A 12,402-nucleotide genomic window follows, 5' to 3' on the forward strand; every position below is an offset into this window, starting at 1 on the left:
AGCAGCGTCACGATAGAGGTGATGAACGGGGGCTCCCGTTCCTAGGATGGATTGTGTGACCGAGTCCCTATTTTCCGCAGATTATCCCGAGCGTCGCGCCCTCGTCCCGAAGGGCCTGCCGCTCGTCGTCGCGCTGCAGGGGCTGAGTGATGCCGGGGGAGCGGTCTCGCAACTCGAGGAGTATTTTTGGCGCGAGTACGAGCCGCAGGAACTCGTTCGTTTCGATGCCGATCAGCTGCTCGACTACCGCGCACGCCGGCCCATCATCACCTTCGACGAGACCCATCTCATCGACTATTCGCCCGAGGAACTCGGGCTCTTCCTCCTGCACGACGATCTCGGCAAACCGTTCCTGCTGCTGAGCGGGTACGAGCCGGATTTCGCCTGGGAGCGCTTCATCGACCGCGTCCTCCTGCTGATCCACGAGTTCGAGGTCTCCGTAACGGTCTGGAGCCACGCGATTCCGATGCCCGTTCCGCACACCCGTCCCATCTCCATGACCGTGAGCGGCACCCGGGACGACCTGATCGAGGCGCGATCCGTGTGGCGACCCCGAACGAAGCTCTCGGCCTCTGCGTCCCACGTCCTCGAGTACCGCCTGCACAGCCTCGGGGAGGATGTGGTCGGACTTGCCCTGCTCGTGCCCCACTATCTCGCGAACACCGAGTACCCCGACGCGCTCTACGCGGCACTCGACGGAATCATGGCCACGACCGGGCTGATCCTCGCCACCGAGCGCGTGCTCGAGGCAGCACGAGAGTTCAACACGCAGGTCGACAGCCAGATCGCGGAGAACGACGAATCGTCGGAGATGGTGCGGAACCTCGAGCACCGCTACGACGCCTACATGGAGGACCAGACCTCTCGCTCCCCGCTCGTCGCGGAGGACGGCTCGATCCCGACGGCCGATCAGCTCGCGAGCGAGCTCGAACGGTATCTCGCAGACCGCCAGTCGGGCCAGGGGGAAACCGGCGCGCGCTTCGACGGGGATCGTTCCGACCGGGGCCCCTCAGGACAGGAGCCGTGGCTTTCCCGTCCCGGTGAGACGAGCGATCCGGGCCGATCCGCGTTCCCAGACGAGGGATCGGGCGAGGTCCCGCCGGGAAGCAACGGGGACGGCACCGCGGATGGAAGCGACGACACCGACGGCGACAATCCGACCGCTTCCTGATCGCGGGCGACGCACGCTCCCCGGCGACGGTCAGTTTGACCCTTTCGGGCATGCAATAATAGTGCGTGAACCCATTCAATTCGGTGGCTTTTCCCGCTCGCGGGAATGTCCCGGGCTTGACATGGGTTTTCATGCTGTGAGCACTCGGCCGCTCGATCCGGTGGTTTGAGGCTCCGACAGGACAGAGAGAGGCGGCTGCGTGGCAACTGCATCCACGACCAAGACCCGGGCGAGCTCCACCGCGAAGAAGGCGAGCGCTGCGAAGAGCAGCGAGTCCGCCGACGCGGTCGAGACCGCCCCCGCCGCGACGAAGGCGACCGCGGCGAAGAAGACCGCAGCGACGAAGACCGCTGCCAAGAAGACGACGGCGGCCAAGGCCGAACCGAAGGCCACCGCCGCGAAGAAGACGACGGCGGCGAAGAGCACGGCGGCGAAGACCACCGCGGCGAAGACCACGGCGGCGAAGACCACGGCGGCGAAGACCACCGCCGCCAAGAAGGCCTCGACGGCGAAGACTGCGACGGCAAAGACCACGGCTGCGAAGACCGCCGCGGCCAAGAAGTCGACCGCCGCTGCCAAGTCCGCCGAGGACGCCGCGGAGGAGACTCCCGCCGCCGCGAAGAAGACCACGGCCGCAAAGAAGGCACCCGCCGCGAAGAAGGCACCCGCCAAGAAGGCCCCAGCAAAGCGGAAGACCGCGGCGAAGGCTGAGCCGGAGGTCGAGGAGATCGAGATCGCTCCCGAGGAGGATCACCACGAGGAGAAGGCTCCGCAGGCACCCGCGGTCCCGCTTCCGCGCGGCGCGATCGTGCTCAAGGCCGGTGACGAGGAGGACGTGCCGACGGTCACGACGGCCATCCCCGGCGCAACCGCCGACCCGGTCAAGGACTACCTGAAGCAGATCGGTAAGGTCGCGCTCCTCAACGCCGCGGAGGAGGTCGAGCTCGCGATGCGGATCGAGGCCGGCCTGTTCGCCGAGGAGAAGCTGGCCACCGAGAAGGGTCTCCCGAAGAAGCTCGAGCGCGAACTGAAGTGGGTCGCACGCGACGGGCAGCGCGCGAAGAGCCACCTGCTCGGCGCAAACCTCCGTCTCGTCGTGTCGCTCGCGAAGCGGTACACGGGCCGCGGCATGCAGTTCCTCGACCTCATTCAGGAGGGCAACCTCGGCCTCATCCGCGCGGTCGAGAAGTTCGACTACACCAAGGGCTTCAAGTTCTCGACGTACGCGACCTGGTGGATCCGTCAGGCGATCACCCGCGCCATGGCCGATCAGGCCCGCACGATCCGTATCCCCGTGCACATGGTCGAGGTCATCAACAAGCTCGCCCGCGTGCAGCGCCAGATGCTGCAGGATCTCGGCCGCGAGCCCACCCCCGAGGAGCTGAGCCGCGAGCTCGACATGACCCCCGAGAAGGTCGTCGAGGTGCAGAAGTACGGTCGCGAGCCGATCTCGCTGCACACCCCGCTCGGCGAGGACGGCGACAGCGAGTTCGGCGACCTCATCGAGGACACCGAGGCGGTCGTCCCGGCCGACGCGGTCGGGTTCACGATGCTGCAGCAGCAGCTCGAGCAGCTGCTCGACTCCCTGTCCGAGCGCGAGGCCGGCGTCATCCGGATGCGCTTCGGGCTGGGCGACGGCATGCCGAAGACCCTCGATCAGATCGGTGACACGTTCGGCGTGACGCGCGAGCGGATCCGCCAGATCGAGTCGAAGACCATGGCGAAGCTGCGGCACCCGTCGCGGAGCCAGCAGCTGCGCGACTACCTCGAGTAGGCCGGACGCCGCAAGGAGGGCCCGTCGAATCACTTCGGCGGGCCCTCCTGCCTTTTCTGGCGCGTGCATCACCCGAAACGCGCGGACATGACACAGGGCCCCGGATCAGGAGATCCGGGGCCCTGTGTATCGTCCGCGCCGGTTAGGCGTTGAGACGGTGGCTCTCGTCGTGCCAGGACTCGGCCATGGGCCGGAGCTTGGCTTCGTGCTTGGTTGCGTGGTGCGCGCAGAAGAGCAGCTCGCTGCCGCCCAGCACTACGCGTACGTACGCCTGCGCGCCGCAGCTGTCGCAGCGGTCGAGTGCGCTCAGCGGACGATCCGCTGCGAGGACCTCGTCGGTACGATCCTGTTCGATGGTCGTCATGACTGCCTCCCATTCCTTCGTGTTCACTCCATCCAAGCATGTCCGGGGGCGTTGCGCGCGCAGGGGCCGCCCCGGTTCGCTGTGCGCGTAGCCGGAGTGCAGGGTTTTCGGCACTCGCCGGGGGCCTGCGCCGTGAATGTCAGCGGCCTGTCCTAGTGTTGATTCGTCAGTGATCAGAGGGAGTCCGAAGCCTTGGCAGAGTCCAGCTATTCCGCACGTCATCTCACGGTCCTCGAGGGCCTTGAAGCGGTGCGCAAGCGACCCGGCATGTATATCGGCACGACCGATTCGCGCGGTCTCATGCATTGCCTGTGGGAGATCATCGACAACTCCGTGGATGAGGCCCTGGCCGGGCACGGAAACGAGATCGGCATCACCCTCCACGAGGACGGCAGTGTGACGGTGTCGGACACGGGCCGCGGTGTCCCCGTGGACATCGAGCCGAAGAGCGGTCTGTCTGGCGTCGAGCTCGTCTTCACGAAGCTGCACGCCGGCGGCAAGTTCGGCGGCGGCGGTTACGCCTCGTCCGGCGGCCTGCACGGCGTCGGCGCCTCCGTGGTGAACGCGCTCTCCTCCCGCCTCGACGTGGAGGTGGATCGCGACGGCAAGACCTGGGCGATGTCGTTCCGCCACGGTGAACCCGGAGTGTTCTCCGGGGATGGCCCCGACAGCCCGTTCACCCCGTTCGAGGAGGCCTCGGAGCTGCGCGCGGTGGGCCGCGTCAAGAAGGGCGTCACGGGTACCCGCGTCCGGTACTGGGCCGACCCGCAGATTTTCCTGCCGACGGCCCGTTTCGAGCCGGAATCGCTCGTGGCGCGCGCCCGCCAGACGGCGTTCCTCGTTCCCGGGCTCGCGATCGAGATCACGGATCACCGCGCGGAATCGCTCGATGAGGCGGGCCAGCCGGCCTCTCACCGCTTCGAGTACGAGGGCGGCATCTCCGAGTTCGTCGACTTCCTGGCGATCGATGCGCCGCTCACCGAGACCTGGCGCGTGCAGAATTCCGGCACCTTCACCGAGACCGTTCCGGTCATGGACGAGGAAACCGGGCATCTCATCTCCCGCGAGGTCGAGCGCACCTGCGAGGTCGACGTTGCCATGCGCTGGGGAACCGGCTACGACACGGAGATCCAGAGTTTCGTCAACATCATCGCAACGCCGAAGGGCGGCACCCACCTGAGCGGGTTCGAGCAGGGGCTCACGCGCTTCTTCAAGAAGCAGATCGAGCAGAACGCGCGCAAGCTGAAGGCCGGATCCGACAAGCCGGAGAAGGACGACATCCTGACCGGCCTCACCGCGGTCGTCACGGTCCGCGTACCGGAACCCCAGTTCGAGGGCCAGACGAAGGAGGTGCTCGGCACCGCGGCCGTGCGCTCGATCGTCTCGAGGGCCGTCGTCGCCGGCCTCGGCGAGCGGTTCGAATCCACGCGCAAGCAGGACAAGGCCCAGACCGGCCAGCTGCTCGAGAAGATGGTCTCCGAGATGAAGGCCCGAATCTCGTTGCGGGCCCAGCGCGACACGGCACGGCGGAAGAGCTCGCTCGAGAGCTCCTCGCTCCCGGCGAAACTCATCGACTGCCGGTCCAAGAACGTCGACGAGACCGAACTCTTCATCGTGGAGGGCGACAGCGCCCTCGGCACCGCCCGCCCGGCGCGCGACAGCGAGTTCCAGGCCCTGCTCCCGATCAGAGGCAAGATCCTCAACGTCCAGAAGGCGTCAGTCGCGGAGATGCTCAACAACGCGGAGTGCGGCGCGATCATCAAGGTCATCGGGGCCGGCTCCGGTCGCGACTTCGACCTGGGTTCCGCGCGCTACGGCAAGGTCATCCTCATGAGCGATGCGGACGTCGACGGCGCCCACATCCGCACCCTCCTCCTCACGCTCTTCTTCCGCTATATGCGCCCCATGCTCGAGGCCGGTCGCGTCTACGCGGCGGTGCCGCCGCTGCACCGGGTCGTGATCGTGCACGGCGGCCGCAAGCCGAAGGAGATCGTCTACACGTACAGCGAGCGCGAACTCCAGACCCTTCTCGCGGACCTGCGCAAGCGCGGCAAGAAGTACCAGGAGCCCATCCAGCGCTACAAGGGCCTCGGCGAGATGGATGCGAACCAGCTGGCGGAGACCACGATGGATCGTGAGCACCGCGCGCTCCGCCGCGTCCGCGTCGAGGACGCCCACTCCGCGTCCCAGGTGTTCGAACTCTTGATGGGCAACGATGTCGCCCCGCGCAAGGAGTTCATCATCGAGAACGCCGACGACCTCGATCGCGAGCGCATCGACGCGTAGTCCTGGCCCCGCAGGGCCCTGCCCGGCTCCCCGCGGGCCCCTGGGGCGCCACGGGGAGCCGTCCGATCAGGGCGCGAGACCCACGAACGCCGCCGAACCGTCGATCGGCTGACCCGAGCCGTCGCGCTTGCCGAGTTCGCTCGGCAGCTTGCGCGCCGAGCCGTCCGCGGAGAGCGCCCGCGGCTCACCCACGCCGACCCAGGCCGCCGCGATCTGGTCCTCCCACTTGAGGAAGCGCTGCGCGCGGACGCCGCCGGTGGCGCGGCCCTTCGCCGGGAACTCAGCCCAGTCGGACACCTTCGCGGTGGCGACGTCGGTTCCGGGGAGCGTGATCGAGCTGTCGGCGATCGTCACGACCTTCGCGTCAGCGCCCTCCGGGACGGAGCCGGCGAACACCACGCGCGCGTCGGTCCCGAGCCGGATGCCGGCCATGCCGCCTGCGGGCCGGCCCTGCGGGCGCACCGCGCTCGCGGGGAATCGGAGCAGCTGCGCGTCGCTCGTGACGACCGCGATCTCCGAATCGTCCGGTGCAGCGAACGCGGCGATCAGAGCGTCGCCAGCCTTGAGACCGATCACCTCGAACTCGGGCTTCGCCGGGAGGTCCGTGAGCAGGACCCGCTTCACGGTGCCCTGCACGGTGAACAGGCCGATCGGGGTCTCCGTGTCGAGCGGCACGATGCCGACCACGCGGAGCTTCTTGTCGGTGACGCCGATGTACTCCAGCAGCTTGGCGCCCGCCGAGAACGCGACGCTCGCGCCGGGCACGAGCGGCAGGTCGACCGGGGTGAAGCGGTGCAGCGTTCCGTCGGAGAGCACCGCACCGAGTTCGCCGCGAACCGTGCCGTCGACCGCGGAGAGGATGGCGCCGTGCTTGGTGGCGCGCGACGCGCCGCGGATCGGCTCGAGGGCCTCGGGGTCGCGATCGATGCGCAGCGCGCGCCCGGTCACGGAGAGCAGCACAGTGCAGGGGGTGTCGGCGACCTCCAGGGACGCGGCCTGGGCCGAGGCGCGCGAGGGTCGCGCGACCGCGCCGGTCAGCAGCGTGCGGCGCGGCGTGCCGAACGCCTCGGCCGCCTCGTCGAGCTCCGCGGCGACGACCGCGTGCAGGCGCGCCTCGCTGCCGAGGATCTCGAGCAGCTGCTCGATCTCGGCGCGCAGCTCGTCGCGCTCCGCCTCGAGCTCCACGCGCGAGAACTTCGTGAGCCGACGAAGACGCAGTTCCAGGATGTACTCCGCCTGCGGCTCCGACAGGTCGAAGACCTGCATGAGGCGCGAGCGCGCGGCCTCTGCGTCGTCGCTCGTGCGGATCAGCTGGATGACCTCGTCGATGTCGAGGATCGCGATGAGCAGGCCCTCGACGAGGTGGAGGCGCTCGCGCCGCTTGCGCAGCCGGAACTCGGAGCGGCGGCGGATCACGTCGATCCGGTGGTCGAGGAAGACGCGGAGCATCTCGCGCAGGCCGAGTGTCTGCGGCTGACCGTTCACGAGGGAGACGGAGTTGATGCTGAAGGAGTCCTCGAGCGGCGTGTAGCGGTACAGCTGTTCGAGCACCGCATCGGGGGAGAAGCCCGTCTTCAGGGTGATGACGAGGCGCAGGCCGTTCTTGCGGTCGGTGAGATCCGCGACGTCGGCGATTCCCGAGAGCTTCTTCGCCTCGACGCCCTGCTTGATCTTCTCGATGACGCGCTCGGGGCCGACGAGATAGGGGAGCTCGGTCACGACGAGACCGGTGCGACGCGGTCCGATCTGCTCCACTGCGACCTTCGCGCGGGTACGGAAGGCCCCGCGACCGGTGCGGTACGCGTCCTTGACGCCGTCGAGACCGACGATCGTGCCGCCGCCGGGGAGGTCGGGACCGGGAATGAACTCCATGAGTTCCTCGACCGTTGCCGCGGGGTTCGCGAGCAGGTGCTTCGCTCCTTCGACGACCTCGATGAGGTTGTGCGGTGCGAGGTTGGTCGCCATGCCGACCGCGATGCCGCTCGCGCCGTTGACCAGGAGGTTCGGCACCGCGGATGGCAGCACCTCGGGCTGCATGATCTGGTTGTCGTAGTTGGGGACGAAGTCGACGACGTCCTCGTCGATCGAGGCGGTCATGGCGAGCGCCGCGCCAGCGAGGCGCGCCTCGGTGTAGCGAGAGGCCGCGGGGCCGTCATCGAGCGAGCCGAAGTTTCCGTGGCCGTCCACGAGCGGCAGGCGCATCGCAAAGCCCTGCGCGAGACGCACGAGCGCGTCGTAGATCGAGGCGTCGCCGTGCGGGTGGAGCTTGCCCATGACCTCGCCGACCACGCGAGCCGACTTCACGTGGCCCTTCTCGGGCCGCAGTCCCATGTCCATCATCATGAACAGGATCCGGCGCTGCACCGGCTTCAGCCCGTCGCGCGCATCGGGCAGCGCGCGGGAATAGATCACCGAGTAGGCGTACTCGAGGAACGAACCCTCCATCTCCTGGGAGATGTCGATGTCCTCGATCCGTTCGCCGGCGATCTCGTGGGGTGCTCTGGGCGATTCGGTCATAATGGGCTTCATGCTACCGACCACCTCCGACAACGGTGCGAGGCTTGCCGCGATTCTGCCAACAGGGCTCGCCGCTCTGGCCCGCGGCGCCGGCCTGAGCGCCGTCGAGTCCCTCTCCGACGTGATCGGGGCCGAGCGGGCTGCCGCCGCCGACGCCATGGATGCTGACCGGCTGCGGCCGACCCGATCCTTTGTGATCATCGTCGTCGATGGCCTCGGACACGCGAATCTGCAGGGCAGGATCGGGCACGCGCCCACGCTCGCGGCGCTCGCCCGCCGCCGCATCGAAACCGTCAGCCCGTCAACGACGGGGGCCGCCCTCACGACGATCACCACCGGACGACTTCCCGGGGAGCACGGCCTGATCGGGTACCGGATCCGGCACCCTCGGCTCGGACTCGTGACGACGCTGAGCGAGTGGGAGGGCATCGACGACATCCGCGCATGGCAGCGCGCGGAACCCCTGTTCCGCGGAGCAAGGCTCGTCGGGGCGCGGGCCGTGGTCACCGCCAGGCCCGCGCACGAGGAGAGCGGTCTCACCACCGCGATTCTCACGGGGGCCGAGTATCTTCCCGCTCAGCGGATCGAGGATCGTTTCGCCGCGATGTCCGCTGCGGTCAGGTCCGGAGACCCGTTGCTGGGGTATCTGTACATCGACGAGCTCGACCGCGCTGCCCATCACGATGGCTGGGAGAGCCGGGAGTGGTGCTCACGGCTCGAGCGCCTCGACGCTGCGCTCGACGACTTCCTGCGCACGCTGCCGAGCGACGTCGGTGTCGTGCTCACCGCGGACCACGGGATCGTCGACGTCGATCCGTCGCTCCACGTTCTGCTCGACGAGGCTCCGGGGCTGCTCGACGGCGTCGCGGAAGTGGGCGGTGAGCCGCGTCTCCGATCCTTCTATCTCGAGGATCCGAGTGAGGCTGCGGAATTCGCGGCGCGGCTGGAGGCCGCCGAGGGCAAGCGCGCCTGGGTCGCGACGCGCGAGGAAGCGGTCGCGAGCGGGGCGTTCGGTTCGGTGGAGGCCGCGGTTGCGCAGCGCCTCGGCGACGTCGTCCTCGCGGCGCGGAAGCGGGTCGCCTACTATCTCAGCACCGATGCACCGCAGGCGCTCGCCATGATCGGCCAGCACGGCTCGTTCACGGACGAGGAGCGCGGCGTACCGCTCGCGGTCGCCGGAGCGCTCGCCGGGAGCGGGTTCGCTTCGGCCGTCGCGGCGCTGGCCGCTGTCGGCGCGGACTAGGAGCCCGTGTCGGCGGCCACGGCAATTCCGTGGCGGCCGACACCGCGTGCGGCGTTAGTCCGCGGGATCCTCGTCGCTGCGCGTTCCGAAGAGGATGTCGTCCCAGCTCGGGATCGAGGCGCGGCCCTTCCGCGAGCCGCGCTCGCTTTCCGCGGAGCGCTCGCCGGACTTCGCGTCGTCCGTCGCGCTCGGCGCGGGCTTCGACACTTCTTCGGGGTCGGGCAGGGGAGTGGCGCCCGGGACGGGTGCCTCACTCGATACGCCCGCACCGCTCCAGATGCTTCGAGGCTTCTTGGGGCGATCCTCACGAGCGGGTTCCGCCGGTGAGGCGTTTGTCGCACCGACGCTCGTCACGGGAGCGGTGTTCTCGGCCGAGGCATCGTCGCCGCCCTCGCCGCCGGACTGGATGCCAGCGCGCTGATCACGCTCGCCACGACGCTTCCGGAGCGCGTCGAGCAGATCGGCGGTCTGGCTGAAGTCCTGAGCATCCTCGTTCGTCTTGATCGCGCGGTGGTCGATCTCGCGCTTGCGCTCGTACTCCGCCTCGCTCTCCTCGGCCGCCTGGGCTTCCGCTTCCTCAGCCGCCTGCGCCTGTGCCTCGGCTTTTGCCTGCTCCGCCGCGACATCGACGGTGTCGAAGGCCGCCGAATCGAAGCGACCGCGCTTCTCGCGATCATCGACCGCGCGGAGCTTCGGAATCAGCTGATCGCCCACATCGCCCTGCTTGGACAGCGAAACGGCATCGGGGTTCTCGGGGGAGAGCACGGCGGTTCGGTGCTCGAAGCCCCACACGGCGCGATGGGCGACGTCGCGCGCGATGAACTCGAGCGCGATCTTCCAGCCGCCCTCCTCCTCGCGCCACGACGACCACTCGCTTGCGTCTGCGCCGAGGGACACGAGCCGCTGCTCGATCACCTCGCCGAACTTCTCCTCGTCCTCGCCCGCGGCATCGGTGCGCACGGGAACGGCGTGGGCGCGCTCGAGGATGTAGCGGCGCTCCGCGAGGACGGGCTCCTCGAAGCGCTCGATGTCGGCTTCCTCGAGCCCCGTTGCCTCGGCCACCTCGGCACGGGTTTTACCCGCCCTGATCAGCGCCTGGATCTCCCGCGGGCGCACCGGTGCTGCGCTCGGTTCTCTGCGATTGAGGTGCTTGAGTTCCGCGAGCACGGCATCGTCCACGACGAGACGGTATTCGTCGCCCGTCTCGCTCGCGAGGATCAACGTTCGGTCATCGCGTCGCACAAAGCGCAGTTCGTCCATCGGCGCCATCCTTCCGGTCGCGTCAAGCGTGCCATACCCCGCGCAGGAACGCCGGTATTGACTCGGCGGGTACCGAAGTTCCCGATCGACGAACATTCGCGGTGAGAGAACACGACGGATCTGGTTTGCGCTTTGCCACCCGGGTGGGGCAGAATATGGCCGCTCGCAGGAACAAGTGCCGATACCCGGCACGGAAGTGCAGGGAGAGAATGGCCACCGACTACGACGCACCGCGCAAGACCGAAGAAGACGCCGAATCAATCGAGGCGTTGAAGGAGCGCGGGCCGGCGAAGGGTGCCTCCGGCCTCGATTCCGAGGACGCGGATAACCCGAGCTTCGACATCGGCGGAACCGACCTCTCCGACGTCGAGCTCGACGTCGTCGTGCTTCCGCAGCAGGACGACGAGTTCACCTGCGTCAGCTGCTTCCTCGTGCGTCATCGCTCGCAGATGGATCACCAGACGGATCTCGGCCCGGTCTGCGCCGAGTGCTCCGCGTGACGCTCCGCTGAGGTTCGTCCTGCCGCGCCCGAGTGCACGCGCGTAAGGAATGGCCCCCGATCCGACTGGATCGGGGGCCATTCCCTTCTTCCCGGCCGCGGCCTGACGGGCGCCGCCGGGACGGGCCAGCGCGCGCCGCCGCGCCATGAATCGTGCGGAGCGCGCCTAGCCGCGCGCGGCGGCGATCGCGTCAGCGAGCCGCTTCGGGTGGCGCGTGGTGATGATCCAGAACGGAGCGGGATCCTCGGGATCGGTATTCGCGATCCGGACCCCGCGATGGATCCAGCCGCGCACGAGGGTGTAGCTGCGCGCGTCCAGCTCCGTACCGATCGCGGCCCGCATGGCCTCGGCACCGAGCAGTTCGACGTCGCCGAGCTCGGAGACGGGAATGCGCGCGCGGCCCGCCATGAGCGTTCCGTTCTCCACCCGGATGCTCGGGCTCATCAGGATGAGTGCCAGCGCGATCAGGAGATACACGACGATCGCCGTCGGCAGAGCGATCGAGCTGTTGATCGGCGTCAGCACGAGCGTCACGCCCGGCACGAGGAGCAGCAGCGCGGTAAAGAGGCCGGGCCCCGGGAGCAGTCGCTCCGAGTAGGGAAGGGCCGTGGTTTTGGCGGGCGCGTCACTGGTCATGACACCAGTATCCCAGGTGGGACCGCAGCTGCGGGCAGGCGGCACGTGCGCCGACGTCCTCACGGCCGCTCCCGCGACCCGGAATGGGTGCGGCCGCGTCTCCGCAACCCGCCCGCGACGCCCTGCGCGCGCTCGAAATCTTCCGGTAGCCTGTCCGGGTGACTGACGTCGTAGAGATCCCCATCCAGGCCGCCGCTGCCGACCTCGTCCCGGGGTACGCGCATCCGGGAGACGCCGGAGCCGACCTGCGCTCCACCGAGACGGTGGAGCTCGCACCGGGCGAGCGAGCCCTGGTCGGAACTGGGATCGCCATCGCCCTCCCCGAGGGCTACGCCGCCTTCGTCGTGCCGCGGAGCGGCCTTGCGGCGAAGCACGGCATCACCGTCGTGAACGCACCGGGCACGGTCGACGCCGGCTACCGGGGCGAGATCAAGGTGACCCTGTTGAACACCGATCGCGAGCGGAGCTTCCGTGTCGAGCCGGGGGATCGGATCGCCCAGGTGATCGTCATGCCCGTGTCCCGCGCGGAGTTCGTTCCGGTGGCTGAGCTCCCCGAGAGCGCCCGCGGGACCGGCGGCTTCGGCTCGACCGGGGTCAGCGACTAGTCGCACGTCGCGCGGGCCGTCCGGCCTCGCGCACCCCAGACACACA

At 68.7% G+C, this 12,402-nt stretch carries 10 protein-coding genes; 6 read left to right on the forward strand and 4 right to left on the reverse strand.

Translation table 11 applies throughout. The annotated features are described in order from the left end of the window. Positions 1 to 55: 55 nt before the first annotated feature. Entirely contained in the window at positions 56 to 1,171 is a 1,116-nt protein-coding gene (locus JD292_RS04110; RefSeq protein ID WP_369411140.1) for a proteasome assembly chaperone family protein, read from the forward strand. A gap of 199 nt (positions 1,172 to 1,370) precedes the next feature. Next, complete coding sequence (locus JD292_RS04115; RefSeq protein WP_200131433.1) at positions 1,371 to 2,945, forward strand: RNA polymerase sigma factor; 1,575 nt, start codon at positions 1,371 to 1,373, stop codon at positions 2,943 to 2,945. 142 nt (positions 2,946 to 3,087) lie between these two features. Here JD292_RS04115 and JD292_RS04120 read toward each other — a convergent pair whose 3' ends face one another. Next, positions 3,088 to 3,309 (reverse strand): DUF7455 domain-containing protein, encoded by a 222-nt coding sequence (locus JD292_RS04120; RefSeq protein WP_200131434.1) that lies wholly within the window; start codon positions 3,307 to 3,309, stop codon positions 3,088 to 3,090. A 192-nt stretch (positions 3,310 to 3,501) separates the two neighbouring features. Here JD292_RS04120 and JD292_RS04125 point away from each other — a divergent pair, with 192 nt between their 5' ends. Next, positions 3,502 to 5,595 (forward strand): DNA gyrase/topoisomerase IV subunit B, encoded by a 2,094-nt coding sequence (locus JD292_RS04125; protein ID WP_200131435.1) that lies wholly within the window; start codon positions 3,502 to 3,504, stop codon positions 5,593 to 5,595. 66 nt (positions 5,596 to 5,661) lie between these two features. Here JD292_RS04125 and JD292_RS04130 read toward each other — a convergent pair whose 3' ends face one another. Beyond that, positions 5,662 to 8,112 carry a DNA gyrase/topoisomerase IV subunit A gene (locus JD292_RS04130; protein ID WP_200131436.1) on the reverse strand — a complete coding sequence of 817 codons (2,451 nt, stop codon included), beginning with the start codon at positions 8,110 to 8,112 and terminating at the stop codon, positions 5,662 to 5,664. A 10-nt stretch (positions 8,113 to 8,122) separates the two neighbouring features. Between JD292_RS04130 and JD292_RS04135 the strand changes: the two genes are divergently transcribed. Then, entirely contained in the window at positions 8,123 to 9,355 is a 1,233-nt protein-coding gene (locus JD292_RS04135) for an alkaline phosphatase family protein (protein ID WP_200131437.1), read from the forward strand. A 54-nt stretch (positions 9,356 to 9,409) separates the two neighbouring features. On the opposite strand, the gene sepH is transcribed toward JD292_RS04135, so the two are convergent. Further along, positions 9,410 to 10,615 carry a septation protein SepH gene (gene sepH / locus JD292_RS04140; protein WP_200131438.1) on the reverse strand — a complete coding sequence of 402 codons (1,206 nt, stop codon included), beginning with the start codon at positions 10,613 to 10,615 and terminating at the stop codon, positions 9,410 to 9,412. A 209-nt stretch (positions 10,616 to 10,824) separates the two neighbouring features. On the opposite strand from sepH, the gene JD292_RS04145 reads away from it, so the two are divergent. Further along, complete coding sequence (locus JD292_RS04145; RefSeq protein WP_200131439.1) at positions 10,825 to 11,115, forward strand: DUF4193 domain-containing protein; 291 nt, start codon at positions 10,825 to 10,827, stop codon at positions 11,113 to 11,115. Positions 11,116 to 11,280: 165 nt separating this feature from the next. Here the strand turns inward: JD292_RS04145 and JD292_RS04150 are convergent, their stop codons facing one another. Further along, entirely contained in the window at positions 11,281 to 11,751 is a 471-nt protein-coding gene (locus JD292_RS04150; RefSeq protein WP_200131440.1) for a DUF3093 domain-containing protein, read from the reverse strand. Positions 11,752 to 11,909: 158 nt separating this feature from the next. Here JD292_RS04150 and dut point away from each other — a divergent pair, with 158 nt between their 5' ends. Then, positions 11,910 to 12,356, forward strand: coding sequence for a dUTP diphosphatase (dut, locus tag JD292_RS04155; RefSeq protein WP_200131441.1), 447 nt, complete (start codon positions 11,910 to 11,912; stop codon positions 12,354 to 12,356). Positions 12,357 to 12,402: the final 46 nt, after the last annotated feature.

The organism is Leucobacter edaphi, assembly GCF_016522535.1.
In the GTDB taxonomy this organism is placed as follows: domain Bacteria; phylum Actinomycetota; class Actinomycetes; order Actinomycetales; family Microbacteriaceae; genus Leucobacter; species Leucobacter edaphi.